This window comes from Variovorax sp. Varisp36 (genome assembly GCF_047304235.1).
Classification (GTDB): Bacteria; Pseudomonadota; Gammaproteobacteria; order Burkholderiales; family Burkholderiaceae_C; genus Variovorax.
In genome coordinates this window covers 19,041-45,769 of sequence record NZ_JBGLYU010000001.1, presented here as the reverse complement: position 1 = coordinate 45,769, position 26,729 = coordinate 19,041, and the positions used below count along the sequence as shown (strand labels likewise).

27 protein-coding genes and 1 pseudogene are annotated in these 26,729 nt (G+C 66.4%); 17 read left to right on the top strand and 11 right to left on the bottom strand.

What is annotated here, in order from left to right; genetic code table 11:
• Window positions 1-58: 58 nt before the first annotated feature.
• The 5 genes from ssuD to ACCD11_RS00215 form a co-directional block, all read right to left on the bottom strand.
• Complete coding sequence (gene ssuD, locus ACCD11_RS00235) at window positions 59-1,228, bottom strand: FMNH2-dependent alkanesulfonate monooxygenase (protein ID WP_413311599.1); 1,170 nt, start codon at window positions 1,226-1,228, stop codon at window positions 59-61.
• Complete coding sequence (locus ACCD11_RS00230; RefSeq protein WP_413311598.1) at window positions 1,228-2,190, bottom strand: sulfonate ABC transporter substrate-binding protein; 963 nt, start codon at window positions 2,188-2,190, stop codon at window positions 1,228-1,230. The genes ssuD and ACCD11_RS00230 overlap by 1 nt, the downstream gene beginning before the upstream one ends.
• Window positions 2,191-2,218: 28 nt before the next feature.
• Entirely contained in the window at window positions 2,219-2,356 is a 138-nt protein-coding gene (locus tag ACCD11_RS00225) for a hypothetical protein (protein WP_007829260.1), read from the bottom strand.
• Window positions 2,357-2,481: 125 nt separating this feature from the next.
• Window positions 2,482-3,066, bottom strand: a complete 585-nt coding sequence (gene ssuE / locus ACCD11_RS00220) for an NADPH-dependent FMN reductase (protein WP_007829262.1) — start codon at window positions 3,064-3,066, stop codon at window positions 2,482-2,484.
• A gap of 101 nt (window positions 3,067-3,167) precedes the next feature.
• Complete coding sequence (locus ACCD11_RS00215) at window positions 3,168-4,220, bottom strand: sulfate ABC transporter substrate-binding protein (protein WP_413311597.1); 1,053 nt, start codon at window positions 4,218-4,220, stop codon at window positions 3,168-3,170.
• A 147-nt stretch (window positions 4,221-4,367) separates the two neighbouring features.
• Here ACCD11_RS00215 and ACCD11_RS00210 point away from each other — a divergent pair, with 147 nt between their 5' ends.
• The 3 genes from ACCD11_RS00210 to ACCD11_RS00200 all read left to right on the top strand — a co-directional run bounded on the left by ACCD11_RS00210 (window position 4,368) and on the right by ACCD11_RS00200 (window position 7,524).
• Window positions 4,368-4,643: an oxidative damage protection protein gene (locus ACCD11_RS00210; protein ID WP_007829266.1), complete on the top strand. Its 276-nt coding sequence runs from the start codon at window positions 4,368-4,370 to the stop codon at window positions 4,641-4,643.
• Window positions 4,644-4,659: 16 nt separating this feature from the next.
• The gene (gene mnmC, locus ACCD11_RS00205; protein WP_413311595.1) at window positions 4,660-6,501 is read left to right on the top strand and encodes an FAD-dependent 5-carboxymethylaminomethyl-2-thiouridine(34) oxidoreductase MnmC; all 1,842 of its coding nucleotides are present in this window, start codon (window positions 4,660-4,662) and stop codon (window positions 6,499-6,501) included.
• 123 nt (window positions 6,502-6,624) lie between these two features.
• Window positions 6,625-7,524: a transglutaminase family protein gene (locus tag ACCD11_RS00200; RefSeq protein WP_413311594.1), complete on the top strand. Its 900-nt coding sequence runs from the start codon at window positions 6,625-6,627 to the stop codon at window positions 7,522-7,524.
• Window positions 7,525-7,558: 34 nt separating this feature from the next.
• On the opposite strand, the gene ACCD11_RS00195 is transcribed toward ACCD11_RS00200, so the two are convergent.
• Together ACCD11_RS00195 and ACCD11_RS00190 are read right to left on the bottom strand one after the other, a co-directional pair.
• Window positions 7,559-9,049 carry an ATP-binding protein gene (locus tag ACCD11_RS00195; protein WP_413311593.1) on the bottom strand — a complete coding sequence of 497 codons (1,491 nt, stop codon included), beginning with the start codon at window positions 9,047-9,049 and terminating at the stop codon, window positions 7,559-7,561.
• On the bottom strand, window positions 9,046-9,771 hold the full coding sequence (locus tag ACCD11_RS00190; protein ID WP_007829274.1) for a response regulator transcription factor: 726 nt from the start codon (window positions 9,769-9,771) through the stop codon (window positions 9,046-9,048). The genes ACCD11_RS00195 and ACCD11_RS00190 overlap by 4 nt, the downstream gene beginning before the upstream one ends.
• A gap of 97 nt (window positions 9,772-9,868) precedes the next feature.
• Between ACCD11_RS00190 and ACCD11_RS00185 the strand changes: the two are divergent.
• The 4 genes and pseudogenes from ACCD11_RS00185 to msrA form a co-directional block, all read left to right on the top strand.
• Window positions 9,869-10,510 (top strand): annotated as a pseudogene (locus ACCD11_RS00185) (cytochrome b/b6 domain-containing protein); the annotation flags it as partial.
• A gap of 145 nt (window positions 10,511-10,655) precedes the next feature.
• Window positions 10,656-11,447 carry a molybdopterin-binding protein gene (locus ACCD11_RS00180; RefSeq protein ID WP_413311589.1) on the top strand — a complete coding sequence of 264 codons (792 nt, stop codon included), beginning with the start codon at window positions 10,656-10,658 and terminating at the stop codon, window positions 11,445-11,447.
• A 105-nt stretch (window positions 11,448-11,552) separates the two neighbouring features.
• Window positions 11,553-11,789, top strand: a complete 237-nt coding sequence (locus tag ACCD11_RS00175) for a pentapeptide MXKDX repeat protein (RefSeq protein WP_007839323.1) — start codon at window positions 11,553-11,555, stop codon at window positions 11,787-11,789.
• Between the two features lie 95 nt (window positions 11,790-11,884).
• The gene (gene msrA / locus ACCD11_RS00170; RefSeq protein ID WP_413311587.1) at window positions 11,885-12,586 is read left to right on the top strand and encodes a peptide-methionine (S)-S-oxide reductase MsrA; all 702 of its coding nucleotides are present in this window, start codon (window positions 11,885-11,887) and stop codon (window positions 12,584-12,586) included.
• Between the two features lie 6 nt (window positions 12,587-12,592).
• Here the strand turns inward: msrA and ACCD11_RS00165 are convergent, their stop codons facing one another.
• Genes ACCD11_RS00165 through ACCD11_RS00155 form a run of 3 tightly spaced genes read right to left on the bottom strand, consistent with a single transcriptional unit; the run spans window position 12,593 to window position 15,873 of the window.
• A complete protein-coding gene (locus ACCD11_RS00165) occupies window positions 12,593-13,606 on the bottom strand; it encodes a class I fructose-bisphosphate aldolase (protein ID WP_007839321.1) in 1,014 nt (337 codons plus the stop codon).
• Window positions 13,607-13,653: 47 nt separating this feature from the next.
• Window positions 13,654-14,826, bottom strand: coding sequence for an NAD(P)/FAD-dependent oxidoreductase (locus ACCD11_RS00160; RefSeq protein WP_413311585.1), 1,173 nt, complete (start codon window positions 14,824-14,826; stop codon window positions 13,654-13,656).
• Between the two features lie 18 nt (window positions 14,827-14,844).
• Complete coding sequence (locus tag ACCD11_RS00155) at window positions 14,845-15,873, bottom strand: aldo/keto reductase (protein ID WP_413311583.1); 1,029 nt, start codon at window positions 15,871-15,873, stop codon at window positions 14,845-14,847.
• 258 nt (window positions 15,874-16,131) lie between these two features.
• Between ACCD11_RS00155 and ACCD11_RS00150 the strand changes: the two genes are divergently transcribed.
• The 4 genes from ACCD11_RS00150 (at window position 16,132) to ACCD11_RS00135 (ending at window position 18,498) form a co-directional block, all read left to right on the top strand.
• On the top strand, window positions 16,132-16,803 hold the full coding sequence (locus ACCD11_RS00150; RefSeq protein ID WP_413311580.1) for an N-acetylmuramoyl-L-alanine amidase: 672 nt from the start codon (window positions 16,132-16,134) through the stop codon (window positions 16,801-16,803).
• A complete protein-coding gene (locus tag ACCD11_RS00145) occupies window positions 16,800-17,354 on the top strand; it encodes a hypothetical protein (protein ID WP_413311579.1) in 555 nt (184 codons plus the stop codon). The genes ACCD11_RS00150 and ACCD11_RS00145 overlap by 4 nt, the downstream gene beginning before the upstream one ends.
• Window positions 17,355-17,464: 110 nt before the next feature.
• Window positions 17,465-17,938, top strand: a complete 474-nt coding sequence (locus ACCD11_RS00140; protein ID WP_413311577.1) for a GNAT family N-acetyltransferase — start codon at window positions 17,465-17,467, stop codon at window positions 17,936-17,938.
• A 113-nt stretch (window positions 17,939-18,051) separates the two neighbouring features.
• Window positions 18,052-18,498 carry an SRPBCC family protein gene (locus ACCD11_RS00135; RefSeq protein WP_413311576.1) on the top strand — a complete coding sequence of 149 codons (447 nt, stop codon included), beginning with the start codon at window positions 18,052-18,054 and terminating at the stop codon, window positions 18,496-18,498.
• 54 nt (window positions 18,499-18,552) lie between these two features.
• On the opposite strand, the gene ACCD11_RS00130 is transcribed toward ACCD11_RS00135, so the two are convergent.
• Window positions 18,553-19,002 carry a MerR family DNA-binding protein gene (locus tag ACCD11_RS00130; RefSeq protein WP_413311575.1) on the bottom strand — a complete coding sequence of 150 codons (450 nt, stop codon included), beginning with the start codon at window positions 19,000-19,002 and terminating at the stop codon, window positions 18,553-18,555.
• 337 nt (window positions 19,003-19,339) lie between these two features.
• On the opposite strand from ACCD11_RS00130, the gene ACCD11_RS00125 reads away from it, so the two are divergent.
• The 6 genes from ACCD11_RS00125 (at window position 19,340) to gsiD (ending at window position 26,726) form a co-directional block, all read left to right on the top strand.
• Entirely contained in the window at window positions 19,340-20,311 is a 972-nt protein-coding gene (locus tag ACCD11_RS00125; RefSeq protein ID WP_007839313.1) for a MurR/RpiR family transcriptional regulator, read from the top strand.
• Complete coding sequence (locus tag ACCD11_RS00120) at window positions 20,308-21,267, top strand: isoaspartyl peptidase/L-asparaginase family protein (RefSeq protein ID WP_413311573.1); 960 nt, start codon at window positions 20,308-20,310, stop codon at window positions 21,265-21,267. The genes ACCD11_RS00125 and ACCD11_RS00120 overlap by 4 nt, the downstream gene beginning before the upstream one ends.
• Window positions 21,268-21,307: 40 nt before the next feature.
• Complete coding sequence (locus ACCD11_RS00115) at window positions 21,308-23,185, top strand: dipeptide ABC transporter ATP-binding protein (protein ID WP_413311571.1); 1,878 nt, start codon at window positions 21,308-21,310, stop codon at window positions 23,183-23,185.
• A gap of 56 nt (window positions 23,186-23,241) precedes the next feature.
• Window positions 23,242-24,795, top strand: a complete 1,554-nt coding sequence (gsiB, locus tag ACCD11_RS00110; protein ID WP_413311569.1) for a glutathione ABC transporter substrate-binding protein GsiB — start codon at window positions 23,242-23,244, stop codon at window positions 24,793-24,795.
• Between the two features lie 79 nt (window positions 24,796-24,874).
• Window positions 24,875-25,795 carry a glutathione ABC transporter permease GsiC gene (gene gsiC, locus ACCD11_RS00105; RefSeq protein ID WP_007839308.1) on the top strand — a complete coding sequence of 307 codons (921 nt, stop codon included), beginning with the start codon at window positions 24,875-24,877 and terminating at the stop codon, window positions 25,793-25,795.
• Between the two features lie 10 nt (window positions 25,796-25,805).
• Window positions 25,806-26,726, top strand: coding sequence for a glutathione ABC transporter permease GsiD (gene gsiD / locus ACCD11_RS00100; RefSeq protein ID WP_413311567.1), 921 nt, complete (start codon window positions 25,806-25,808; stop codon window positions 26,724-26,726).
• The last annotated feature ends 3 nt before the right edge of the window (window positions 26,727-26,729 follow it).

The following is a 26,729-nucleotide window of genomic DNA, read 5'->3' as shown; positions in this document are numbered from 1 at the left end:
TGCAAGGGGGTTGGCGAAGCGACACGAAGTGCGCGAAGACTGGGGATGTGCGTCATTTCTAGCTTTGGGAAGCGAGGCGCGAGGGCGCGTCGAGATTGGCAACGACTTCGCCGAACGGGCCGCTCAGCGAGCCGCCGGCCAGCTGCGTCTTCGCCTTGCGCGAGAGCAGCGGGAACACCAGCTCGGCGAAGCGGTAAGCCTCTTCGAGGTGCGGATAGCCCGAGAAAATGAACTTGTCGAGGCCGAGCGCTGCGTACTCCTCGATGCGCGCCGCGACGGTCTTCGGGTCGCCCACCAGCGCGGTGCCGGCGCCACCGCGCACGAGGCCCACGCCGGCCCAGAGGTTGGGCGAAATCTCCAGTTCTGCACGCGAGCGCCTGGCGCCGCCCGCATGCAGCGCGGCCATGCGGCGCTGGCCTTCGGAGTCCATGCGCGCAAAGGCGGCCTGGGCGCGAATGACCGTCTCGTCGTCGACGCGGCTGATCAGTTCCTCGGCAGCCTTCCATGCGGCGTCTTCGGTCTCGCGCACGATCACGTGCAGGCGAATGCCGAACTCCACCGTCCGCCCTTTGCGCGCGGCACGGTTGCGCACGTCGGCGATCTTCCTGGCCACCTCCGCGGGCGGTTCGCCCCATGTGAGATAGGCATCGACCTGCTCGGCCGCAAGCTCGTGCGCGGCGGCCGACGAGCCGCCGAACCACACCGGTGGATGAGGGTTCTGCACCGGCGGATAGAGCAGCTTCGCGCCCTTCACGCTCAGGTGCCGGCCCTCGTAGTCGAAGGCCTGCCCGCCGTGGCTGCGCGCAAGAATCTCGCGCCAGATGCGGATGAACTCGGCCGACTGCTCGTAGCGCGATGCATGGTCGAGGTAGACACCATCGCCTTCGAGCTCGGTCTGGTCGCCGCCGGTCACGAGGTTCACGAGCACACGCCCGCCCGAGAGCCGGTCGAAGGTCGCGGCCATGCGCGCGGCCAGGCTGGGCTGATGCAGGCCGGGGCGCACCGCGACCAGGAACTTGAGCTTCTTCGTCGAGCCGATCAGGCTGGAGGCGATGACCCAAGGGTCTTCGCACGAACGGCCCGTCGGGATCAGCACGCCTTCGTAGCCGAGGTTGTCGGCCGCGCCGGCAATCTGCTGCAGGTAGGCCAGGTCGACGGGGCGCGCGCCTTCGCTCGTGCCGAGGTAGCGGCTGTCGCCGTGCGTGGGGAGGAACCAGAAGATCTGCATCACGCGATCCCCGCGCCGGCGGCTTCGAGCACGTTGATCTTTTTGGGGATCAGCTTCAGCGCGAAGAAGGTGTCCGCAATTTTTTGCTGCTCGCCCAGGATGGCCTTGGTGATGGGCGAGGTGCCGAAGGCCGTGCGGCCCTGCGCGAGGTCGGCCACCGGCTTGGGCAGGCCCCAGAGCGCGGCCAGCTCGGTGGCCAGTTCGTCCTTGTGGGCGGCGCCCCAGGTGTCGACCTTGTTGACTTCCTCGATCGCGATCGCGAGCACGTCGGCGTTCTTCGCGACGTAGTCGAGCGACGAGAAGTAGTAGCCGCGGTTGCCGACCACGCCGGTGGCGTCGGCCAGGATGCGCGCGTCGAGCGACTTCTGGGCCGCGGCCAGGAACGGATCCCAGATGACCCATGCGTCGACCGAGCCCTTCTCGAACGCGGCGCGCGCATCGGCCGGCGGCAGGTAGACCAGGTTGAGGTCCGCGTATGCGAGGCCGTGCTTTTCGGCCAGCTTGACGATGAAGTAGTGAACGTTCGAGCCCTTGTTGAGCACGATCTTCCTGCCCTTCAGATCCGCCACGGTCTTGATGGCGGAGCCCTTGGGCACCAGCACCGCCTCGGCCTGCGGACGCGGCACCGTCGCACCCACGTAGGCCAGCGGCGCACCGGCGGCCTGCGCGAAGATGGGCGGCGCCTCGCCCACGTCGCCGAAATCGATCGAGCCGACGTTCAGTGCTTCGAGCTGCACGGGGCCGGCCGTGAACTCGGTCCACTTCACGCTCACGCCGAGCGGTGCCAGGCGCTTCTCGAGCGTGCCGCGGCCCTTGAGCAACGTGAGATAGCCCTTCTGGTGGCCGATGCGGAACTGGCGCGCGGGCGCCTGCGCCAATGCGGCGAACGAGGAAGGCAGCGCGATGGCGGCGGCAGCGCCCTGGATCAGGCGGCGGCGGGGAGCAGAAATCTGTTGTGTCATGGCAAGGCTTGTGTGGAATGCGCCGCGCTCAGGCGGCGGCAATGAAGCTCACGATCAGCGCGATGGCGCTGACGACGACGACGCTCACGGCGAGATCGCCCAGCGCGTGCCAGAGGGAGCGCGGCGTCGTGTCGAGCACGGAGTCTTCGGTGGCAACGGGGTTCATGCGGAGATTCCTTGGTGTTGCAAAACGTCGGGCAAAGGCTGTCCCGCACCGCGCGCAGGCGGTTCTCAAAACAGCGGGAATGAAGGGTGAGGTCGAGAAGCCGGACTCGCGACGAGTCCGCGCTTTCAGACGCTACATCGCACTCGGGAGAACGGCACCGGCTCGAAGCCGTGGGTCGCGGGCAGCTTCAGGCCTTCCGTGGCCAGCACCTCTGTGGCCTCGTTGAGCCGTTCGGCCAGGTCGGGGTGCACCTGGTAGGCGTTCTCGGGCGTCAGCGCAATCTGCGATTCGCTGGCGTAGACGCCCGGCAGGATGTGACGCGCCGCCAGCGACTGCAGCACGGGCCGCAATGCGTAGTCGAGCGCGAGCATGTGGTGCGGGCTGCCGCCAGTGGCCAGCGGCAGCACCGTCTTGCCCTTGAGCGCGTTCTGCGAGAGCAGGTCGAGGAAGACCTTGAGCACACCGCTGTAGGCCGCCTTGTAGACCGGCGTGGCCACCACGACAACGCGGGCCTCGGCCACCTTGGCAATCGCGTTCACGATGGCCGGATGGTTCCAGTCGGCCAGCAGCAGCGCCTGCGCCGGCAACTCGCGGATGGCGAGCCGCTCGATCCGCGCATGGCGCTGGGCCAGGCGCTCGCCCACCGCGTCGAGCAACGCGGTAGAGCGGGACGGGGTCGAGGGACTGCCGGCAATCAGGAGAACGGACACGGGAAGCTTTCGTTTTTGATCTTCGGAAATTCAGGGCGAGCCGGGCTACGGCACTCGTCGAACGGCGCCCTGCACTGCCGGCTTGGCAGCGGGTTGGCTTCTTACTTCTGCCTGGTCGTATAGATCTGGTCGAAGGAGCCGCCGTCAGCGAAATGCTCCTTGTCGGCTTTCGCCCAGCCACCGAAGGCCTGGTCGATGGTCACCAGCGTGAGCTTGGGGAACTGCTTGTCGTACTTGGCCTTCGCCTTGTCCGACGTCGGGCGGTAGAAGTTGCGGCCGGCGATGTCCTGGCCTTCGTCGGAGTAAAGGTATTTCAGGTATTCCTCGGCCACGGCACGCGTGCCCTTCTTGTCGACGACCTTGTCGACCACCGACACGCTGGGCTCGGCCAGGATGGAGATCGACGGCACGACGATCTCGAACTTCTCGGGGCCGAATTCCTTCAGCGCCAGGAAGGCTTCGTTTTCCCAGGCCAGCAGCACGTCGCCCACGCCGCGCTGCACGAAGGTAATGGTCGAGCCGCGCGCACCGGTGTCGAGCACAGGCACGTTCTTGAACAGGCTGCCGATGTATTCCTTGGCCTTGGCGTCGCTGCCGTACTTGCGCTTGGCGAACTCCCATGCCGCCAGGTAGTTCCAGCGGGCGCCGCCCGAGGTCTTGGGGTTGGGGGTGATCACCTGTACGCCGGGCTTGATCAGGTCGTCCCAGTCCTTCAGGCCCTTGGGGTTGCCCTTCTTCACCAGGAACACGATGGTCGAGGTATAGGGAGCCGAGTTGTGCGGCAGGCGCTTCTGCCAGTCCGCGTTGACGAGGCCGCCATGCTTGACGATGGCATCGATGTCGCCGCCCAGCGCCAGCGTGGCCACGTCGGCGTCGATGCCGTCGATGATCGAGCGTGCCTGCTTGCCCGAGCCGCCGTGCGACTGCTTGACCGACACATCCTGGCCGGTCTTGGCCTTCCAGTACTTGGCGAAGGCCTGGTTGTAGTCCACGTAGAGCTCGCGCGTCGGGTCGTACGACACGTTCAGCAGCGTCACCGGACCCTTGGCCGCGGCAGGAACCTGCTGCGTGAACGCCGGCAACGCCGACAGGGCCATGGCACCGGCCGCACCGGCACCCAGGGAAAGCTTGATAAAGTCGCGGCGAAGGCTCATGGTGTCTTGCTCTAAAAAGGCATATCAATGAAGCTGCGTATTCTCAATACGACATATAGAAACTGGAACAACCAAGTTTTCAGTTCTAAATAGCCAAATCAACTAAGCACCCGCTTTCCCCACTTTTCCCGTTCAAAGGCAATCGAAATGGCACGCATGGTTCAGTGCATCAAGCTCGGCAAAGAGGCCGAAGGGCTCGACTTCCCGCCCTACCCAGGCGATCTGGGCAAGCGCCTGTGGGAAAACGTCAGCAAGGAAGCCTGGGCCGCCTGGCTCAAGCAGCAGACCATGCTGGTCAATGAAAACCGGCTGAACCTGGCCGACCTGCGCGCCCGCCAGTACCTGGCGCGGCAGATGGAAAAGCATTTCTTCGGCGAAGGCGCCGACGTGGCCCAGGGTTACGTACCCCCTTCCGGAAGCTGATCGCCGCCGCTGCGTCGTGAACGCAGAACCGGTGGCCTGGCGCGCCGACGGCGTGCCCCGGAGCGAACGCTTCGACGACATCTACCACACCGAAACCGGGGCCCTGGCGCAATCGCGCCATGTGTTCCTGGGTGGCTGTGGCCTGCCCGAAGCCTGGGCCGGACAGCCGCAATGGCTGATTCTCGAAACCGGCTTCGGGCTGGGCCTCAATTTCCTGACAACCTGGCAGGCGTGGCGCTCGGATTCGGCGCGGCCGCGCATGCTGCACTTCGTCTCGGTCGAGGCGCATCCGGTTTCACCCGACGATCTGCTGCGCGCGGCCGGCGCGTATCCCGAACTGGCGTCCCTCGCCGGCGAACTGGCTGCGCAGTGGCATGGGCTGCTGCCCGGCTTTCACCGGCTGGCGTTCGATGAGGGCCGCGTGCTGCTCACCCTCTGCATCGGCGACGTGCAGCCGATGCTGCGCGCTCAGCGCTTCGAGGCCGACAGCATCTTTCTGGACGGCTTCAGCCCGCAGCAGAACCCTGCAATGTGGTCGGAAGACACGCTCAAAGCGGTGTCTCGCTTCGCGCGGCAGGGCACGCGCATCGCCACCTGGACCATCGCACGGGCGGTGCGTGATGCGCTCGTGCAGTTCGGGTTCACGGTCGAGAAGCGCCAGGGCCTGCCGCCCAAGCGCGATTGCCTGCACGGCGTGTTCGCGCCCGCCTGGACGGTGCGCCGCCGCGGCCCCATGCCCGAGCGAATCGGCACGCCAGACCATTGCGCCGTCATTGGTGCCGGGCTTGCGGGCGCGGCCGTGGCGGCCAGCCTGGCGCGGCGCGGCTGGCAGGTCACGGTGCTGGATGCCGCCGAGCGGCCCGCATCAGGCGCTTCGGGGCTGCCCGTGGGCATGCTGGCGCCGCACGTGTCGCCTGACGACTCCCTGCTCTCGCGCCTCACGCGTGCCGGCATCCGCGCCACGTGGATCGAGCTGACGCGGCTGCTCGAAGAAGGCCGCGACTGGCGCGCCAGCGGTGTGCTGGAGCGCCGGCCCGATGGCGATGTGCGCGTTCCGGCCGGCTGGAACGACGACGGGCCCAACGAATCGTGGCCCGCGAATGGGGCGCAGTTGGCGGCGGTTGGCCTGCCGGTCGATGTGCCCGCCCTCTGGCACGCACGCGCCGCCTGGGTGCGGCCGCACCGGCTGATCGCCGCATGGCTGCGCCAGCCGGGCGTCGAGTTTCGCGGCGGATGCCAGGTGGCACGCTTGGAGCGCCGTGCGAACAGCTGGCAATTGTTCGACCCGGCCGGTGAGTTGCTGACAGACGCCGACCGCGTGGTCATTTGCGCAGGCTTCGAATCGGGCCGCTTCGCCCCCAAGCTGCCCCTGCAGCCGGTGCGCGGCCAGGTCGCCTGGGGCTACATGGCCGACGGCATCGAATTGCCCGCCACACCCCTGAACGGCGACGGCCATCTGGTCGCACGCGTGCCCGATGCCGAAGGCACCCCGATCTGGCTGGCCGGCGCGACCTTCGACCGCGACAGCACGGACCTCGCCCCGACCGCGGCCGACAGCGACTCCAACCGGGAGCGCCTTGCGCGGCTGCACCCGGCGTCGGCCGCTGCGCTGGCTCCTTCGTTCGCGCACGGCAAGGTCCGCAGCTGGGTTGGCATCCGCTGTGCTTCGGGCGACCGGCGCCCGCTGGTCGGCCCGATCGGCGCGGAAGCACCGGGCCTCTGGGCCTGCACCGCATTGGGTTCGCGCGGCCTGAGCTTCGCTGCGCTGTGCGCCGAACTGCTGGCTGCGCAGTGGCATGCCGAGCCGCTGCCCCTGCCGGCCACGCTGGCCAAGGCGCTTGGAACGCAGCGGCTCTAGCCAGCGCCCTGCCCCGAAACTGCCCGCGGTGGTCGATCCGGCAGTCCCCATAGGTGCGCCGATTTTGTGGCATACGCCAGCGCAATCACCGCTTTGCCACGCGAACGCGTGAGAATGCGGCGCATGGCCATCCAGTACGACATCAAGCACACCACCGTCTACCGCTACAAGAAGCCGGTCACCTTCGGCCAGCACCGTGTGATGTTCCGCCCGCGCGACAGCCATGACCTGCGCGTGCTGGCCACCGACCTGCAGGTGAGCCCGCAGGCCTTCACCCGGCTCATTCAAGATCCGCATTCCAACTCCGTGGCGCTGGTGCAGCCGATGGGCGAGGCGACCGAGTTGCGCATCGTCTGCTCGTTCACCATCGAGCAGGTGCCGGCGCAGCAGGACCAGCTGGCGCTCGACCCGGCCGCCGAATTCCTGCCCTTTGCCTACTCGGTGCAGGAGCGTCTCGACCTCGAGCACTACCTGCGCCCGCACCACGACGACGACGCCCAGGGCACGCTGATCCGCTGGGCCCACCAGTTCCTGCACACCGACAAGCCCAACAGCACGCGCGAGGTGCTCGCACGCATGAACGCGCACATCGGCCAGAGTCTCGAATACAAGGCACGCGACGAGGAAGGCACGCAAACGCCGCTCGTCACGCTGGCGCTCGGCAGCGGCAGTTGCCGCGACTACGCGCTGCTGATGATGGAAGCCGCGCGGCGCCTGGGCATCGCGACGCGTTTCGTCTCGGGCTACATCTATGACGCCGCGCTCGACAACGCCGCGCAGGCCCAGGGCGAATCGATGACCGGCGCCGGCACCACGCATGCCTGGCTGCAGGCCTACCTGCCGGGCATCGGCTGGCTGGCCTTCGACCCGACCAACAATCTGATGGGCAGCGGCCAACTGATCCGCGTGGGCGTCACGCGCGACCCGGCGCAGGCGGCGCCGATCTCGGGCAGCTGGTATGGGGATGCCGAGGCCTATGAGGGCCTCGAAGCGACGGTGGTCGTCACGCGCCGCAAGAACTGAACGGGCATCGCCGGGGGCCGCCGGCGCTTGGGCCTCAGCCCCCCGCCGCCCCGCCCAACTGGAACCGGAACACCGCGCCCTTGTCGGGCTGCTGCACCAGCCGGATGTCGCTGCCGTGCAGCTGCAGGATTCGCTTCACGATCACGAGGCCCAGCCCGCCGCTGCTGGCGCTGTCGGTGCGCGAACCGTTCATGAACACCGGGCGCATGAACAGGGCCTTCTGCAGTTCACCCGGAATGCCCGGGCCCGTGTCGCTCACCTGCACCGTCACGCCCGCGTTCTCCGCCCGCAGCTGCACCACGATCTCGCCGCCCTCGGGCGTGTGGCGGATGGCGTTGTCCAACAGGTTGGTCAGCACGCGCTCGATCATCCCGAGGTCGGCCGACACCACCGGCAGGCCCGGTGCGATGTCGGGCTCGAGGCGTTGATGGCGCGCTTCGGCCGCCAGCTCGAACTTCTGGAACACGTCCTGCACGAGGTCGGCCAGCGCGAAGTTCTCTTTCTCGGGCTTGACCACGCCGTATTCGAGCCGCGCCAGCTCGAACACCTCTTGCGCGAGCCGGCCGACCTTGCGGCTCTGGCCGAGCGCGATCTCCAGGTAGCGCCGTCGCTCCGACTCGTCGAGCGTGCCCGCCTTGAGCAGCAGGGTCTCGAGGTAGCCATGCAACGAAGTGAGCGGCGTGCGAAGGTCGTGCGAGATGTTGGCGAACAGCTCGCGGCGCTGCTGGTCCTGCAGCGTGAGCTCGCGCCATTGCTCGGCGATGCGGCGCGTCATCTGCGTGAAGGCCTGGCCCAGCTGGGCGATTTCGTCAGTGCCGTGGGAGAGGCGCTCCAGCGTGGGCGCTTCGCTTTCGAGTGAAGCGATGCCCTCGGTCTCGAAGCGCTTCACCGCCGCCGTCAGCTCGCGCAACGGCCGCGTGATGAGGCGAAAGGCCGCGAGGCCCGCGAGCAGCCCGAGCAGCGCCACCAGCCCCATCGACCACAGCGTGGTGCGCAGCACGTTGTCGGCGCCCACGTTGGCGACCAGCGCGTCGTGGTCCTCGCCCTGCAGCACCACGTAGACGTAACCCGCATCGCGCCCGCCCATGCGCAGCGGCGCGGCGCTGAATACCTTGGAGGTTGTGAGGCTGCGCGGGTCGTCGCCCGCGATCGGCAGTGGCGCGCCCGACAGCAGCTTGCGGATCGGCCCCAGCGCGACCCTGTCGCGCTTCAGGTGCCCGGGCGGTGCGGCCTGCGCCTCGATGCGGCCGTCGAGCCCCAGCAGGTAGACCTCCACGCTCGGGTTGACGGCCATCAGCTTGTCGAACAGGTCCTTTACCGCTTCCTGGTCGAGGCCGCCCGGCTTCATCAGCTCGGAGTTTTCCGCGATGTGCGCCGCCAGCCCGGTCGACAGGCGCTGGACGACCTCCTGCTCGTGCATGCCGTTGGAGCGCACCTGCAGCCACACCGAGGCACCGCAGCACACCAGCAGCAGCACCGCGAACACGGCCGACAGCCGCCGCGACAGGGTGGCCCAGGCGATCACGCCACGTCCTCCCCGCTCCCGGTGGCTGACAACTTGTAGCCGCGCCCCCACACCGTGAGGATGCGCCGTGGCTCTGCCGGGTCGGCCTCCACCTTGGTGCGCAGCCGGTTGATGTGCGTGTTCACCGTGTGCTCGTAGCCATCGTGCTGGTAGCCCCAGACCTGATTGAGCAGATCGAGCCGCGAGAACACCTTGCCCGGGTTGCGCGCGAAGAAATACAGCAGGTCGAACTCGCGCGGCGTGAGCTCGATGAGCCTGCCGTCCACGCGCACCTCGCGCGCCAACGGCTCGATGCCGAGGTTGCCGAGCGTGAGGCTGCCGGACTCCATGCGTGCGTTGCGCGCCATCGCGTCGGTGCGCCGCAGCAGCGCCTTCACGCGGGCCACCAGCTCCAGCACCGAGAAAGGTTTGGCCAGGTAGTCGTCGGCGCCCAGTTCCAGCCCGAGGATGCGGTGCACCTCGCTCGACCGCGCGCTGATGATGATGATCGGTGTGTAACGTGTCATGGCGCGGGCACGGCGGCAGATTTCGAGGCCGTCGATGCCGGGCAGCATCAGGTCGAGCACCAGCGCGTCCCAGCTGCCGCGCTCCAGCTCGCGCAGGCCGGCATGGCCGTCGGCGGCGTGCTCGACCGCATAGCCTTCGTCGCGCAGGTGCATGCGCAGGAGTTCGGCGATATGGGCGTCGTCCTCGACGATCAGCACGCGTTTGGGGGTGTCCATGGCCTCGATTGTCCCGCCATCCGGGTTCTGGAGTTATCACGATTAATTGAACTTTGCGTGATGAATCGGCCATGGGGTGCGCCCAACAATCCACCCCATGAACAGCTCAGCCATCGCCCCTCCTGCCGACCCGGCCGCGGCGTCCGATCGCCGCCCGATCCATCCGCTGTGGATGCGCATCACGCACTGGCTCAACGCGCTGGCCGTGATGATCCTGGCGACGAGCGGCTGGCGCATCTACGACGCGTCGCCGTTCTTCCCGTTCACCATTCCGGCCGTCATCACGCTCGGCGGCTGGCTCGGCGGTGCGCTGCAGTGGCACTTCGCGGCGATGTGGCTGCTGGTATTCAACGGCTTCGTGTACCTCGCCATCAACATCGCCAGCGGACGGCTGGCGCGCAAGTTCTTTCCCGTGACGCCCCGCGGCGTCTGGCACGACGCGCTGGCCGCACTGAAAGGCCAGCTCTCGCATGCCGACCCGCGCCACTACAACAGCGTGCAGAAGCTGGCCTACCTGTTCGTGATGCTCGACCTGATCGTCATCGTGCTGTCGGGCCTGGTGCTGTGGAAGTCGGTGCAGTTCCCCGTGCTGCGCGAACTGATGGGCGGCTACGAGTTCGCGCGCCGCATCCATTTCTTCGCGATGGCGGCCATCGTCGCCTTCGTCGCCGTGCACCTCGTGATGGTCGCCCTGGTGCCCCGAACCCTGCTCACCATGATCCGCGGCCGCGCGCCGAAAACGGAGCTCTCCCCCAGCCTTCGCGCACTTCGTGTCGCTCCGTCAACCCCCTTCCGGGGGCAACACCAGCGGCCCGGCAAAGCCGGTTCCGCGGTGTCCCACGAAGAGACCGCGCAACTTACGCAACACAGCGCAGGAAAGTGACGTGAAGATCTTCAAAGCCCCCACCCTGAGCGGCATCGACGGTGACGCCGTGCTGCGCGAAGCCCGCACACTGATCGCGAAGCAGCTCGACCAGCCCTCGCGCCGCGCCTTCCTGCAGCGCTCGCTGACGCTCGGCGGTCTCTCGCTGCTCACGGGTTGCAGCCTCAGCGACAACGCGCAGGTGGAAGCCGCGCTCACGAAGATCTCGCGCTTCAACGACAAGGTGCAGGGCCTGATCTTCAGCCCGACGCAGCTTGCGCCGACCTACTCGGAAGCAGAGATCACGCGCCCCTTCCCCTTCAACGCCTACTACGGCGAGGACGAGGTGCGCGAGGTGGACGAGGCCAGCTACAAGCTCGAAGTGACCGGCATGGTTGCCGACAAGCACGCCTGGACGCTCGCCGAACTGCGCGCCATGCCGCAGCAAGACCAGATCACCCGCCACATCTGCGTGGAAGGCTGGAGCGCCATCGGCAAATGGGGCGGCGTGCGCTTTGCCGACTTCCTGCGCCACATCGGCGCCGACACCACTGCCAAGTACGTCGGCTTCAAGTGCGCCGACGACTACTACACCAGCATCGACATGCCCACCGCGCTGCATCCGCAGACCTTGCTGACCCTGACCTACGACGGACAGCCCCTGCCGCCCAAGTACGGCTTTCCGATGAAGCTGCGCATGCCGACGAAGCTTGGCTACAAGAACCCGAAGCACATCAAGGCGATGTTCGTCACCAACACCTATTCCGGCGGCTACTGGGAAGACCAGGGCTACAACTGGTTCGGAGGGAGCTGAGGGGCTGCTGAAGCCGCTCGACTGCCGAAGAAAGCGCGAGGCCGTGTTCATTGAACCGAGCCGATCCTGAAAACGAAACTTCATCAACCACTAGGAAAATTCCAAATGAACAAGCTCACCGCAACCCTGCTCGCAACCTGCATGGCCTTCGCCGGCGCCTCGGCATTCGCCGCGGACGAAATGGTGAAAGACGGCATGGCCAAGGACGGCATGAAGAAAGACGCCATGTCGAAGGACGGCATGAAGAAGGACTCGATGGCCAAGGATTCGATGTCGAAGGACGGCATGAAGAAGGACGCCATGAAAAAGGACAGCATGGACAAGGACGAGATGAAGAAGTAAGCGCCTTCGCAACCGCCATTGACGCCCGGCAGATTCGGCGTCAATGTCGCGTCGGCCGGTTTCCCAGCCACTGAAAGCTCTCTCAAGGAACCCTCATGAAATCCCTTGCACTCACTGCCGGCACGCTGGCGGCTGCCGCCCTGGTCTGGTACGCGGTGCCCTCGTTCGCCGAAACCGCCCGCCGCGTGCCCGCGCCCACGGCCGACCTCGTGGCGCCGCCGGCCGCCAAGACCGAAACCGCCGTGTTCGCCGGTGGCTGCTTCTGGGGCGTGCAGGGCGTGTTCCAGCGCGTCAAGGGCGTGAGCAATGCGATGTCGGGCTATGCCGGCGGCGATGCGAAGACGGCGCGCTACGACGAGGTCGGCTCCGGGCGCACCGGCCATGCCGAATCGGTGCGCATCACCTACGACCCGCAGCAGATCAGCTACGGCAAGCTGCTGCAGATCTACTTCTCGGTGGCGCACGACCCGACCGAGCTCAACCGGCAGGGGCCCGACACCGGCACGCAATACCGCTCCACCGTGTTCGCCGAGAACGCCGAGCAGGCCCGCATTGCCAGCGCCTACATCGCGCAGCTGAACCAGGCCAAGACCTTCGGCAAGCCGCTGGCCACCACCGTCGAGATGGCCAAGCCCTTCTACGCGGCCGAGGACTATCACCAGGACTACCTGACGCTGCATCCGAGCCAGCCCTACATCGCGATCAACGACATGCCGAAGATCGACGAGCTGAAGAAGCTGTTCCCCGAGAGCTACAAAGCTACGCCTGCACTGGTGAAGGCGGCCAAGGCCAGCTAAGGCCGATCAAGGCGTTGTGGCCAGTGCCCCGCGGCGCGCGGCCTGGTTGGATCGAGTGCGAAGCACCAGCGCCTGCTGCGCAGCGGACGCGTTGGCGGCATCGCCCTTCCATGCGTCGAGCGCGGGCTGCTGCACCGCACGGGAGAAAGAGAAGGCCAGCGCCCACGGCACGCGCGGCCTGAACCGGGCGTTCATTTCATTGAGGCGGGCGGAAGCCAGCTGCGCCGGCTGGCCACCCGAGAGAAACGCCACGCCGGGCACAGCGGCGGGCACGGTGCGCAGCAGGCAGGCGACCGTGGCCTCGGCCACCGCTTCGACCGAATCCTGCGTGGGCGCCTTCAGTCCAGGCAGCACCATGTTCGGCTTCAGCAGCATGCCTTCGAGCAGCACGCCCTGCGCGCGCAACTCGGCGAAGGTCCGGTGCAGCACCTCTTCGGTCACCTCGGCACATTGCGCCAAGGCATGGCCACCGTCCATCAGCACCTCCGGCTCGACGATGGGCACCAGCCCGGCCTCCTGGCACAGCGCCGCATAGCGTGCAAGGGCATGCGCGTTGACGTCGATGCATGCGCGCGTCGGCAAGCCGTCGCCGATGGCGATCACGCCGCGCCACTTGGCAAAGCGCGCACCCATGCCAGCGTATTCGGCGAGGCGCTCGCGCAGGCCGTCGAGCCCTTCCGTAACGGTTTCGCCGGGATGTCCGGCCAGCGGCTTCGCTCCGGTGTCGACCTTGATGCCGGGGACGATGCCAGCGTCGGACAGCGCCTTCGCGAAGGGCACACCCGCATGGGTCTGCTGGCGGATCGTCTCGTCGAACAGGATCGCGCCGCTGATGCTGTCGGCCAGGCCCGGCGCGGTGACGATCAGTTCGCGCCATTCGCGCCGCGCCGCCTCGGTTTGCGGGATGCCGAGCGCGGCAAAGCGCTTGTTGCAGGTGGCGTTGCTCTCGTCCATCGCGAGCAGGCCCTTGTCGCCGGCGACGAGCGCGCGGGCGGTATCGATCAGCGTCTGTGCGGTCATGGGGCACCTCTTTTGCGGAAGATCGTACGCCCTCCCCCGGGCTCCGCCTAGATCACGTTCTTCTCCAGCAGCGGCCGGTTCTCCAGGATGCGCGCGAAAGACACCGGCGATAGATCGAGGCTGCGGTACTCGCCGAAGCGGATCAGTTCCGCAATGCCGCGCCCCGCGGCCGGGCACTGCTGCAGCCCATGGCCCGAGAAGCCATTGGCGAAGTACAGGTTGTCGCACTCCGGGTGCAGGCCGAGGATGGCGTTGTGGTCGAACACGTTCATCTCGTAGTAGCCGGCCCACGCACCGGTCATGCGAATGGCCTCGAAGGCCGGCACGCGCTCGGCCAATGACGGCCAGATGAAGCTGTCGAAGGCTTCGTACTCGACGTCGAGCGGAACGTCGTCGTGGTCCTGGTCTTCGGGCGGCGCGAAGCCGCAGATGAACTGGCGGCCTTCGGGGCGCAGCCAGATGCCGGAGGTGTCGATCACCAGCGGGCAGCCCGGCAATGTCTCGGGGCACGAGAAGCTGAACACGCTGCGGCGGCGGCCGCGCACCGGAAGATCGATGCCGGCCCAGCCGGCGACCTGGGCGGCCCATGCGCCCGCGGCGTTGACGACAACCTCGGCTTCCAGGGTCTCGCCACGGTCCAGCTGCACACCCGTCACGGCGCGGCCGTTGCGGCGCAAACCCGTTGCATGGGCCTGCACATAACGCGTGCCTTGAGAGGCGGCCTTCTTGCGAAAGGCCTGCAGCAGGCTGTAGCCGTCGTACCAGCCCTCGCCCGAGAGGCCCAGCGACGCGAGCGCAATGCCCTCGGTCGAAATCCACGGAAAACGCGCCTTCAGTTCGCCGGGCGTCATCAGCGCCACGTCCACCGCGTGCGCCTTCTGCATCGCATGGTTCTCGCGCAGCACGTCGACGCCAGCCGGCGAGGCCAGGTACAGGTAGCCGGGCTCGACCAGGCCCATGTCGGGCACGTCGTTGCCCACGCGCAGGGTCTCGCCGAGCGCGCGGAAAAAGTCGATGCCGTAGAGCGACATCTCGATGTTGATGGCGGTCGAGAACTGCTGCCGTATCGAGCTCGCGGACAAGGCCGAGGACGCCTGCTTGTAAGAGAAGTCGCGCTCGACCACCGTGACCTCGAAGGGCTCCTCCTTCGGGTCCCGGGTCAGGAAATAGGCGATGGCGGAGCCGATCGCCCCGCCTCCGATGATCACCACACGACGCATACGGGGCCTCATGCCGGCCTAGACCGGATTCGGATTGCGCTCAAGAAAGCCCTGCTGGTGCCAGTACGGATAAGCCCGCGTCGTCGCGCTGGCCGCGTCGAGTTCCGCAACCTGCGCGGGTGTGAGGTTCCAGCCCACGGCGCCGAGGTTCTGGCGCAACTGCGCCTCGTCGCGCGCGCCCACCACCACGCTCGACACCGTCGGTCGCTGCAGCAGCCAGTTCAGCGCGACCTGCGGCACGGTCTTGCCCACTTCGGCGCCAATCTTTTCCAACGCCTCGACCACGCGGTAAAGCAGTTCGTCCGGCACCGGCGGGCCCATGTCCGCAGTGACATGCAGGCGGCTTTTGGCGGGCAGCGGCTGGCCGCGGCGGATCTTGCCCGTGAGCCGCCCCCATCCGAGCGGGCTCCACACCACGGCACCCACGCCCTGGTCTTGCGCGAGCGGCATCAGCTCCCATTCGTAGTCGCGGCCGACCAGCGAGTAGTAAGCCTGGTTCGCGACATAGCGCGCGAGGCCGTAGCGCTCTGAAGTGGCCAGCGATTTCATCAGGTGCCAGCCCGAGAAGTTCGACACGCCGATGTAGCGCAGCTTGCCCGCGCGCACGAGGTCGTCGAGCGTCGAAAGCGTTTCTTCCACCGGTGTGCTCGCGTCGAAGCCGTGCAGCTGGTAGAGGTCGATGTAGTCCGTGCCCAAGCGCTTGAGCGCGCCATCGACGGCCTGCACGAGATGGTGGCGCGACGAGCCCACGTCGTTCGGCCCTTCGCCGCTGCGGAAGGTGGCCTTGGTAGAGATCAGCAGCCGGTCGCGCGGCCGGCCCTTGATCGCCTCGCCGAGCACCGATTCGGCGGCGCCGCCCGAGTAGACGTCGGCGCTGTCGAACATGTTGACGCCGGCGTCGATGCAGATGTCGATCAACTTGCGCGCCTCGGCCACGTCGGTGCTTCCCCAGGCGCTGAATAGCTCGCCCTTGCCTCCGAAGGTGCCGGTGCCAAAGCTCAACACGGGGACCTTGAGGCCCGATTTACCCAGATGACGGTATTCCAAAGTACTGCTCCTTCGTGTTTGCGGATTCGGGGAGAAAACCGACAAGCCGACCGGCTTGTCGTCACGCCATTCTTGGACGAAGCAGTGAACCCTGCAGGCCGGCGGACTTTGTGGAAATCGATCGGAATAAGTTGACAACCGTCACTGAATTCCCTGCTGTAGCATGCGCCGCGAAGCCGTGATCTGGGCCGTGAATTGATGGAAAGACACGCCTTGGTGGAAATCGATAACTAAATAATTATTTTCAGGAGGACCCGCATGCTTGTCGAAATTGACGCGAACGGAATGATCAATCACGCGCGAGTCAAAAGTGCTCGCAGTCCCGAAATCGAAAGAGGCAGGCGGACCGGTGCGATCACCGGCATCGTCGTTCATCAAACCGATGCCGACACATCGGCATCCTCACTGAACAGCTACAAGCGGCCGAAGGCGAATGGCGCGCACTTTCTCATCGATACGGATGGGACCATCTATCAGACGGCGGCGATTTATCAGCGTACGAATCATGTGGGGCCGCTGAAGGCGAGATGCTTGGCCGTAGGGGCCGCAATGCCGTGCGCCCTGCGCGACTATGCGAAGGCGGGAGTGGAAGGAATGCATCGCATTGAAATGCGCAAGCCGCCCAGCGATCGTTATCCGAGCAACATGGAGGCCGTCGGAATTGAATTGGTCGGCAGGGCAAGGCTGCCGGTAGAGTTCAAGCCAATCGGTGAAGCAGCAAAGTGGCCGCTCGAAAAACAACGAGGTGAGTACGGCATATTCGATACCCCGACTGCGGCTCAAAATCTATCTCTCTCGTGGCTTGTCAAGGCGCTTGAAGATTCCATGCAGATTTCTTCGAGTGAAGTCTTTCCTCATCCCGCAGTCAGCAGAAAGAATCCAACGGAAGCCCGGGGCGCGAACTGGAATCTGCCCGTACCAACGCCATGAACAAGACCCACATTTTTGTGACCGTGGCGGCGCTGATCTTGGCCGCGGTCGCATGTCCGGCGCAGGCAGCCGACAGGCGCTATCGCCTCGCATATGTGCAGAAAGTGAAGGTCATAGAACCTTCAGGCCGAACTGCCTGGGAAAACAAGGATATCCTGGACTGCGACGACGTCGTGCTGACAGAAGAGGATGTCCGCTATGCCTTGCAGCACATGCGCAGGGTTTCATGGAAGGCCTATGACCCCCAAAACACCGACACCACGGGGTGTAAAGGGAGCGCACTCGTTACCTTCCAGAACGGGAAAATCCTCGCCATGGGCATTGAGCCCACGGGGCGGATCAGCACGCAAGAGTATGACGCCAAGATGAAGCTCACGGCGAGTCCACCGGGCTTCTACGATTGCGCTCCTTGCGGCAAACGCAAGATGGCACTCCTGAAGGACGCGCTGTATCGAGCGCACGAGCGAGCGCTGAGGAAACTGGCGGCTGAAGGGAAGTTTCCGCCTGACGAGGTGGAGCGCCGGCTGAAGTGGTTCCGGGACAGCCGCTAACGGCCCTGACGCGCCCGCCAGGGCAACGACTCTCCCACCCCGCTGCGGCGGGGTTCTCCTTTTGGCCTCAGGGACACCATAAGATCCGGCGACCCAACGAAATCCTCCGCATGAACATTGCCCTCGAGCGCCCCGACCAGCCCGACGTCATCCAGCTCATCGACGACCTCGATGCGTACCAGAAGCCGCTGTATTCGCCCGAGAGCCACCATGGCATCGACATTGCGGCACTGTCGGCGATGCACGTGCTGTTCGCGGTGGCGCGCGACGAAGCGGGCACGGCCATCAGCTGCGGCGCCCTCGTCATGAACCCCGGCTACGGCGAACTCAAGCGCATGCATGTGCGCCCGCAAAACCGCGGGCAAGGCGTTGCGGCGAAGATGCTGAGCTTTCTCGAAGGCGAAGCCGCGGCGCGCGGTTGCACCCTGTTCCGGCTGGAGACGGGCGTGAGCCAGCCAGAGGCGCTCGCGTTCTATGCGCGCGCGGGGTATGCGCGGCGCGAGCGCTTCGGCGACTATCCCGACGATCCGTTGAGCGTGTTCATGCAAAAGACGACGAATCGTGGCGCACGGTTCATCGATTGAGGCGTGAGGCGTTGACCCAGGGTTCTTCCTAGTTTTGGGGCATGTCGAATCGCAACGGGCTCATCCGACGTAACCACAGAGGGTCGTCCTCTGTTCTTCAGGAGAAAGCAACCATGGCTACCAACACTGTTCGTCTGCACCGCGTCCTGCGCACCTCCCCCGACCGGCTCTATCGTGCCTTCGTGGAGGCCGGCGCGTTCGAGCGCTGGCTGCCGCCCTTCGGCTTCACCGGCAAGGTCCACACCATGGAGCCCGTCGTGGGCGGCGCCTGGCGCATGTCCTTCACCAACTTCGGCACCGGCCACAGCCACTCGTTCGGCGGCAAGTATCTGGAACTCGTTCCCGGCCAGCGCATTGCCTACGACGCCAGCTTCGACGATCCCCATCTTCCAGGCACGATGAAGACCACCGTGACCCTGACCGCGGTGTCCTGCGGCACCGACATGTCCGTCGTGCAGGAAGGCATCCCCGACGTGATTCCCGCCGAGATGTGCTACCTGGGCTGGCAGGAATCGCTGATTGCGCTGGCCCAACTGGTCGAGCCGAACATTCCGGGTTGAGGCACTTGCGCTTCGGAAGCGTTTGAAGGGCGGCGCGGCGTGCCCGCGCCGGCGTCACCCATGCCGCGCCTCACAGCCGGCAAATCCCTCGAGCCCGGCCAGTTCTTCCAGGATGGGGCACTCGGGACGCTCGTCACCTTCGCAGCAGTGGGCCAGGCGCTCCAGCAGGCGCTTCATGTGTGCGAGTTCTTCGATCCGCTGGGCCAGCTCCTCGGCTCGTTCGAGCGCGACGCGCTTCACATCGAAACTCGCGCGGCGCCCGTCTTGCCACAGCGCATGCAGCTCGACGACTTCCGCTGTGTCGAAACCCAGCGTGTGCGCCCGTCGTACGAACCGCAGTGTCGACACGGTTTGCTCGTCGTAGAGATGGCCGTCCGCGTCGGTGCCGTCGAGCAGCCCGAGCGATTCGCAGTCGTGCAGCAGTTGCGCGGACGCACCGGAGCGGGCAACCACGTCGGCAAGGGTTAGGTGCGCCGCAGCAGTCGGCGCCGTGGGGTGTCCCATGGAGTTCTCCTTCGAACCAAAACGCAAAAGTCTCAGCCTTCACACCATGGCAGAGTCAAGCCGCCGCATGACCTTGGCGCGCAAGGGGGGTCAGGCTCCGCTGAGTTCACTGCGAGTCGGGTTGAATTGCTCCGTTTCGCTTGCTCTAAGCGGCACGATGAGTTTTTCGAAACCCGCCCGCCTGGCTTGTCCATCCCGGGTAAACCCCCGAATGCCCCCTCTCTTCTGGCCCGGTATTTGCGTCTACGATCGGAAATGACAGAAAATTTTCTTATCTGTCATATATTTGTAAATTCATTTTCATCGTCCGCACCCTTCGAGGTGCATCGCCTGCCCCATGAGCACCAACGTCGACACCCCAGGCACCACAGTGGCCCAGCGCATCGCGCAGGCGCTGCCGCGGCTGACGCGTTCGCACCGGCAGGTGGCCGACTTCGTGCTCGAGCACCCGCTGCAGGTTGCGACGCTGCCCATCGACGAGCTGGCAACCGCGGCGGGCGTGTCGGTCGCCACGGCCAACCGCTTCGCGCGGGCGTTGGATTTCGACGGCTACGCCACCTTCCGCGCCGAACTCGTGCGCGGCTTCGAGTCGCTGGTGGCGCCGGTCGAACGGCTGCGCGGCAACCTGGAGCGCCCGACCACGGTCGCCGAGGTGTTCGCCACGGCGCTCGACGAGAGCCGCCGCAACATCGAGGCCACGCGCCAGTCGCTGGACTACGCGGCTTGCGAGGCCGCGGTGCAGCGCATCCTGAAGGCACGCTCGATCTACATCGGCGGCTTCGGCGCCAGCGCCTGGCTCGCGGGGCTGCTGCAACACGGCCTCGATGGCTCGTGCAGCGACGTGCGCATGCTCTCCAGCGTGAGCGGCATCACCCATGCGGCGCGCACGCTGATGCACGCGGGGCCGCAAGACCTGTTCATCGGCCTGACCTTTCCGCGCTACCTCACCGACACGGTGGCGCTGGCGCAGATCGCGCGCGGCCAGGGCTGCGCGGTGCTCGCGCTGACCGACCGCCCCAGCTCGCCGCTCGCGCCGCTGGCCGACGTGGTGCTGTATTGCCAGACCGAAACCAGCTACCGCCCCAACTGCGAAACCAGCGTGCTCGCGCTGATCGAAGCGCTGACCAGCGCGGTCGCCCTGCGCGCGCCGGGCGCGGCGCAATCGGCCGGCCGCATCCTGCAGGCAGTGCGCCCGTGGCTGCACGGCGGACTGGGCCAGGGCCATGTGCGCGGCGAGGTCTCCATGCCATCCCTGCCTGCCGCCGTCGCTTCCGACGCCGGCAGGAAAAAGAAGAAAGCTTCCCGATGAAGAACATCACGCCCGTCATCGCCATCCACGGCGGCGCCGGCACCATCAGCGCCTCGACGACCAACCCCGAGCAGGCGCAGGCCTACCACGACGCGCTGCAGGCCATCGTGCGCGCCGCGCAGGCCGCGCTGCTCAAGGGCATGTCCGCGCTCGACGCCACCTGCCTGGCGGTCGAGATGCTCGAAGACTGCCCGCTCTTCAATGCCGGCTACGGCGCGGTGTTCACGCACGAGGAAACGCACGAGCTCGACGCGGCCGTGATGGACGGCGCCACGCTCGCCGCCGGCGCCATCGCCGGCGTGAGCCACGTGCGCCGCCCGGTGCGCGCCGCGCGCGCCGTGCTCGAGGACGGCGCCCACGTGCTGCTGGCCGGTGCGGGCGCCGAGGCCTTCGCGCGCGACCGCGGCCTGGAGATGGTCGAGCCCTTCTTCTTCTCGACCGACGCGCGCCGCCAGCAGCTGTACCGCGTGCGCGACACGGGCCGCGTGGTCACCGACCACGAAGGCGCCGCCATGACCAAGCCGCCGCTGGACGAAGACAAGAAGTTCGGCACCGTCGGCGCCGTGGCGCTCGACATCCACGGCCACCTGGCCGCCGCCACCTCGACCGGCGGAATGACCAACAAGCGCGTGGGCCGCGTCGGCGATACGCCGCTCATCGGCTCCGGCACTTACGCCGACGACCGCACGGCCGCTATTTCGTGCACCGGCAGCGGCGAAATGTTCATCCGCGTCGCAGCCGCGTACGACATCTGCGCGCGCATGGCCTACGGCGGCGCCACGCTCGAAGCGGCCACGCACGCCGTGGTGCACCAGTCGCTGCCCGCCATCGGCGGCACCGGCGGGCTGATCGCCGTCGACCGCCACGGCAACCTGAGCCTGGCCTTCAACACCGAAGGCATGTACCGAGGCCACGCGCGCGGCGACGAAGCGCCCCATACGGCCATCTTCGCCTGACGACGCACCAACGTACGCCCCCATTTTTCTTCGCACTCCCATGTCCACCCCTGTCCTCGCCCTGCCGGACGGCCGCGTTCTCGCCGTCGACGACCTCACCGTTCGCTTCTCGACCTCCGAGCGCACGGTTGATGCCGTCAAGAAGCTGTCCTTCCACGTCGACCACGGCGAAACGCTCGCGGTAGTGGGCGAATCGGGCTCGGGCAAGTCGGTTACCTCGCTCGCGCTGATGCGGCTCGTGGAGCATGGCGGTGGGCGCATCCTCGATGGGCGCATGACCTTCCGCCGCCGCAACGGCGAAGTGCTCGACCTCGCGCAGGCACGCGACACCACGATGCGCAACATCCGCGGCGCGGACATCGCGATGATCTTCCAGGAGCCGATGACATCGCTGAACCCGGTGTTCACGGCCGGCGAGCAGATTGCAGAGGCCATCCGCATCCACCAGGGCAAGAGCGACTCGGCCGCGCGCGCGGAAGCCTTGCGCATGCTGGAGCTGGTGCGCATTCCTGAAGCGCGCAATGTGCTCGACCGCTTTCCGCACCAGCTGTCGGGCGGCATGCGCCAGCGCGTGATGATCGCAATGGCGCTGTCGTGCAAGCCACAGCTGCTGATTGCCGACGAGCCGACCACCGCGCTCGACGTGACCATCCAGGCGCAGATCCTCCAGCTCATCCGCGAGCTGCAGAAAGAAATGCGCATGGGCGTTCTCTTCATCACGCACGACATGGGCGTGGTCGCCGAAATCGCCGACCGCGTGCTCGTGATGTACCGCGGCGACAAGGTGGAAGCAGGCAGCTCCGACACCGTGTTCGCGGCACCGCAGCACCCCTACACCAAGGCGCTGCTGTCGGCCGTGCCCAAGCTTGGCGCGATGCAGGGCACCGACCTGCCGGCCAAGTTCGAACTGCTGCGCACCGAGGCCAACGCCGACACCGTGCCCGCCGAAGTGCCCACGCAGCAAGACACGGTGCGCCAGGACACCGGCCCCATTCTTCGCGTGCGCGACCTCGTCACGCGCTTCGACGTGCGCAGCGGCATCTTCGGCCGCGTGAAGCGCCGAGTGCATGCGGTGGAAAAGATCAGCTTCGACCTGTACCCCGGCGAGACGCTGGCGCTGGTCGGCGAATCGGGCTGCGGCAAGTCGACCACTGGCCGCTCGCTGCTGCGCCTGGTCGAAAGCCAGAGCGGCGCGATCGAGTTCGGCGGCAAGAACATCCGCGAGCTGCCCACGCGCGAGCTGCAGGCGCTGCGCCGCAATATCCAGTTCATCTTCCAGGACCCGTTCGCCTCGCTTGATCCGCGCGTGACGGTGGGCTTCTCGATCATGGAGCCGCTGCTCATCCACGGCATTGCCAAGGGCGCCAAGGCGCAGCAGCGCGTCGACTGGCTGCTGCAGAAGGTCGGCCTGCCGCCCGAAGTGGCGCAGCGCTATCCGCACGAGTTCTCGGGCGGCCAGCGGCAGCGCATTGCGATTGCACGCGCGCTCGCGCTCAACCCCAAGGTGGTGGTGGCCGACGAATCGGTGTCGGCGCTGGACGTGTCGATCCAGGCGCAGATCGTCAACCTGATGCTCGACCTGCAGCGCGAGTTGGGCGTGGCCTTCCTTTTCATCTCGCACGACATGGCGGTGGTGGAGCGCATCAGCCACCGCGTGGCCGTGATGTACCTGGGCCAGATCGTCGAGATCGGCCCTCGCCGCGCCGTCTTCGAGGCGCCGCAGCACGCCTACACCCGCAAGCTGATGGCAGCGGTACCGGTGGCCGACCCGTCGCGCCGCCACAAGCCGCGCGCCCTGCTCGAAGGCGAGATCCCCAGTCCGATCCGCGCGGTGGGCGACGAGCCCGAGGTGCCGCCGCTGGTGCAGGTCGCGCCCGGCCACTTCGTCGCACGGCACGCCATCGGCGGCGCTTTCTGATTTTTCAACCCGCAGGCCCTCCTGCTTTTTTCCTCGAACCGACTGGAGTTCTTTCCATGAAGCAATCTTCTTCCTCTCTGCGATGGGCATCGGCATTGCTGGGCCTGGCCGCGTTGGCCGCATCGGGCACGGCACTGGCCGCGAAAGACGTGGTGCTGTCGATCGCCGCGCAGCCCGAGACGCTGGACCCCTACAACACCAACACCACCCTGACCACCGCCGTCACCAAGACCTTCTATGAAGGCCTGTTCCAGTTCGACAAGGACCTGAAGGTGCAAAACGTGCTCGCCGAGAGCTACGACGTCTCGAAGGACGGCCTGGTCTACACCATCAAGCTGCGCACCGGTGTCAAGTTCCACGACGGCACCGACTTCAACGCCGAAGCCGTCAAGGTCACGCTCGACCGCGTGCTCAACCAGGACAACAAGCTGCTGCGCTACAACCAGTTCAACCGCGTGGGCAAGGTCGAAGCGGTGAACCCCAGCACCGTGCGAATCACGCTGAAGGAGCCCTTCGGCCCCTTCATCAACTCGCTGGCCCACGCATCGGCCGCCATGATCTCGCCCACCGCGCTGAAGAAGTGGGGCAACAAGGACATCGCCTTCCACCCCGTGGGCACCGGCCCCTTCGAATTCGTCGAGTGGAAGCAGACCGAAGCCGTCAAGGCCAAGAAGTTCGACGGCTACTGGAAGAAGGGCTACCCGAAGGTCGACAACGTCTCGTGGAAGCCTGTGCTCGAGAACAACACGCGCGCCGCGATGCTGCAGACCGGCGAGGCCGACTTCGCGTTTCCCATTCCCTATGAGCAGGCCGAGCTGCTGAAGAAGAGCGACAAGCTCGAAGTGACGACTACGCCTTCGATCATCACGCGCTTTCTCACGTTCAACGTGCTGCAGAAACCATACGACAACCCCAAGGTGCGCGAGGCCATCGGCTACGCCATCAACAAGGACGCGCTCGCCAAGGTTGCCTTCAGCGGTTTCGCATTCCCGGCGCAGGGCTTTGTGCCGCAGGGCGTCAAGTTCGCCGAAAAGATGGCGCCAATCGGCTACGACGTCAAGAAGGCAAAGCAACTGCTGACCGAAGCAGGCTATCCGAACGGCTTCGAGTCGGTGCTCTGGAGCCACTACAACAACACGACTTCTCAGAAGGTCATTCAGTTCGTGCAGCAGCAGCTCGCACAGGTGGGCATCAAGCTGCAAGTGCAGGCGCTCGAAGTGGGGCAGCGCACCGAATGGGTCGAAACCTGGGCCGATCCAGCGACCGCCAAGGTACGCATGTACTACGTGGGCTGGTCGTCTTCCACCGGGGAAGCCGACTGGGCACTGCGCCCGCTATTCGCCTCGGAAGCCTGGCCGCCGAAGCTCGCCAACTACGCGTACTACAAGAACGATCTGGTCGACGGCAACATCGCCAAGGCCCTCGCCGCGGTGGACGACAAGGAGAAGGCTGCGCTCTACAAGGCCGCCCAGGAACAGCTCCAGAAGGATCTGCCGCGTATTCCTCTGGTCACCGAGCAGAACCTGTCGGCGCACGCCAAGCGTCTCTCGGGCGTGTTCGTGATGCCTGACGGCAACATCAACATCGACGCGATCGCTGTATCGAACTGATCCCGGCTTCTAGTTTCCTGACTGACTGCCCGGCGGGCGGTGGCATGCCGCCATCGCCCGCCCGCGGCAACCGCACCCCATGCTGAATTACTTCCTCAAACGACTGTTGGGCCTGATCCCCACGCTGCTCATCGTGGCGGTGCTGGTGTTCCTGTTCGTCCACATGCTGCCCGGCGACCCGGCGCGACTTGCCGCCGGCCAGGACGCCGACGAGCAGACCGTGGCCATGGTCCGCGCGGAGCTCGGGCTGGACAAGCCGCTGCCGCAGCAGTTCGTGAACTTCTTCTCCCACATGCTGCAGGGCGACTTCGGCACCTCCATCCGCACCCGGCGGCCGGTGTCGGCGGAGATCGGCGAACGCTTCTTCCCGACGGTGATGCTGACCATCACCAGCATGGTGTGGGCGGTGATCTTCGGCATGGGCATCGGCATCGTGTCTGCCGTGTACCGCAACAAATGGCCGGACCGGCTGGGCATGACGCTCGCCGTGTCGGGCATCTCTTTCCCCGCATTTGCACTCGGCATGCTGCTGATGCAGATCTTCTCGGTCCAGCTCGGCTGGCTGCCCACGGTGGGGGCCAGCAGCTGGAAGCACTACATCCTGCCCTCGATCACGCTGGGCGCGGCCGTAGCGGCCGTGATGGCGCGCTTCACGCGGGCCTCCTTCGTCGAGGTGATCCAGGAAGACTTCGTGCGCACCGCGCGCGCCAAGGGCGTGCACGAATCCAGCGTGGTGTTCAAGCACACGCTGCGCAACGCGCTGATCCCGGTGGTCACGATGATGGGCCTGCAGTTCGGCTTCCTGCTGGGCGGCTCGATCCTGGTCGAGGCCGTCTTCAACTGGCCGGGCCTCGGGCGCCTGCTGGTCGATGCCGTGCAGATGCGCGACTACCCCGTGATCCAGACGCTGGTGCTGCTGTTCTCGCTCGAATTCATTTTGATCAACCTGGTGGTGGACGTGCTCTACGGCTACATCAACCCCACCATCCGCTACAAGTGAGGCAGCCGACATGACGCAAGCCACCGGCGTGACCGCCGAATCGATCACTCCGCCCGTAGTGGCGGTTCAAACCGCGGGCAAGGTCCGCACGCCCTGGGGCGAATGCTGGCGCCGCTTCAAGAAGCAACCTGTGGGCATCGTCGCCGCGGTGTTCGTGCTGCTGCTGGTGTTCGTCGCGGTGTTCGCACCCTGGATCGTGCCCTTCGATCCGGAGAACTTCTTCGACTACGACATGCTCAACACCGGCCCCTCGGCCGCGCACTGGTTCGGCGTCGATCCACTCGGGCGCGACATCTTCAGCCGAATCCTGGCCGGCGCGCGCATCTCGCTGATGGCGGGCTTCCTGTCGGTGGTGCTGGGCGGCATCATCGGCACCGCCTTCGGCCTGCTGGCCGGCTACTACGAAGGCTGGTGGGACCGCATCGTGATGCGCATCTCCGACGTGCTGTTCGCCTTCCCCGGCATTCTTCTCGCGCTCGGCGTGGTCGCCATCCTGGGCAGCAGCATGACCAACGTGGTGGTGGCCGTGTCGGTGTTCAGCGTGCCGGCGTTCGCGCGGCTCGTGCGCGGCAACACGCTGGTGCTCAAGCAGCAGACCTACATCGAGGCCGAGCGCAGCATCGGCGCATCCGACTGGACCATCATCGTGCGGCACATCCTGCCGGGCACCATCTCCTCGATCGTGGTGTATTTCTCGATGCGCGTCGGCACGTCGATCATCACGGCGGCCAGCCTCTCCTTCCTGGGCATGGGCGCGCAGCCGCCGACGCCCGAATGGGGCGCAATGCTCAGCGAGGCCCGCGCCGACATGGTGACCTCGCCGCACGTGGCGCTGTTCCCCAGCCTGGCCATCTTCTTCACCGTGCTCGCCTTCAACCTGCTCGGCGATGCGCTTCGCGACGCGCTCGATCCGAAGATCGACCGCCAGTAGCTC

Excerpts from the sequence above, each read along its gene's own strand:
- ssuD (WP_413311599.1), bottom strand. The coding sequence starts at position 1,228 with ATGCAGATCTTCTGGTTCCTCCCCACGCACGGCGACAGCCGCTACCTC.
- ACCD11_RS00230 (WP_413311598.1), bottom strand. The coding sequence starts at position 2,190 with ATGACACAACAGATTTCTGCTCCCCGCCGCCGCCTGATCCAGGGCGCT.
- ACCD11_RS00225 (WP_007829260.1), bottom strand. The coding sequence starts at position 2,356 with ATGAACCCCGTTGCCACCGAAGACTCCGTGCTCGACACGACGCCGCGC.
- ACCD11_RS00215 (WP_413311597.1), bottom strand. The coding sequence starts at position 4,220 with ATGAGCCTTCGCCGCGACTTTATCAAGCTTTCCCTGGGTGCCGGTGCG.
- ACCD11_RS00210 (WP_007829266.1), top strand. The coding sequence starts at position 4,368 with ATGGCACGCATGGTTCAGTGCATCAAGCTCGGCAAAGAGGCCGAAGGG.
- ACCD11_RS00200 (WP_413311594.1), top strand. The coding sequence starts at position 6,625 with ATGGCCATCCAGTACGACATCAAGCACACCACCGTCTACCGCTACAAG.
- ACCD11_RS00190 (WP_007829274.1), bottom strand. The coding sequence starts at position 9,771 with ATGGACACCCCCAAACGCGTGCTGATCGTCGAGGACGACGCCCATATC.
- ACCD11_RS00175 (WP_007839323.1), top strand. The coding sequence starts at position 11,553 with ATGAACAAGCTCACCGCAACCCTGCTCGCAACCTGCATGGCCTTCGCC.
- msrA (WP_413311587.1), top strand. The coding sequence starts at position 11,885 with ATGAAATCCCTTGCACTCACTGCCGGCACGCTGGCGGCTGCCGCCCTG.
- ACCD11_RS00165 (WP_007839321.1), bottom strand. The coding sequence starts at position 13,606 with ATGACCGCACAGACGCTGATCGATACCGCCCGCGCGCTCGTCGCCGGC.
- ACCD11_RS00160 (WP_413311585.1), bottom strand. The coding sequence starts at position 14,826 with ATGCGTCGTGTGGTGATCATCGGAGGCGGGGCGATCGGCTCCGCCATC.
- ACCD11_RS00150 (WP_413311580.1), top strand. The coding sequence starts at position 16,132 with ATGCTTGTCGAAATTGACGCGAACGGAATGATCAATCACGCGCGAGTC.
- ACCD11_RS00145 (WP_413311579.1), top strand. The coding sequence starts at position 16,800 with ATGAACAAGACCCACATTTTTGTGACCGTGGCGGCGCTGATCTTGGCC.
- ACCD11_RS00140 (WP_413311577.1), top strand. The coding sequence starts at position 17,465 with ATGAACATTGCCCTCGAGCGCCCCGACCAGCCCGACGTCATCCAGCTC.
- ACCD11_RS00135 (WP_413311576.1), top strand. The coding sequence starts at position 18,052 with ATGGCTACCAACACTGTTCGTCTGCACCGCGTCCTGCGCACCTCCCCC.
- ACCD11_RS00130 (WP_413311575.1), bottom strand. The coding sequence starts at position 19,002 with ATGGGACACCCCACGGCGCCGACTGCTGCGGCGCACCTAACCCTTGCC.
- ACCD11_RS00125 (WP_007839313.1), top strand. The coding sequence starts at position 19,340 with ATGAGCACCAACGTCGACACCCCAGGCACCACAGTGGCCCAGCGCATC.
- ACCD11_RS00120 (WP_413311573.1), top strand. The coding sequence starts at position 20,308 with ATGAAGAACATCACGCCCGTCATCGCCATCCACGGCGGCGCCGGCACC.
- ACCD11_RS00115 (WP_413311571.1), top strand. The coding sequence starts at position 21,308 with ATGTCCACCCCTGTCCTCGCCCTGCCGGACGGCCGCGTTCTCGCCGTC.
- gsiB (WP_413311569.1), top strand. The coding sequence starts at position 23,242 with ATGAAGCAATCTTCTTCCTCTCTGCGATGGGCATCGGCATTGCTGGGC.
- gsiC (WP_007839308.1), top strand. The coding sequence starts at position 24,875 with ATGCTGAATTACTTCCTCAAACGACTGTTGGGCCTGATCCCCACGCTG.
- gsiD (WP_413311567.1), top strand. The coding sequence starts at position 25,806 with ATGACGCAAGCCACCGGCGTGACCGCCGAATCGATCACTCCGCCCGTA.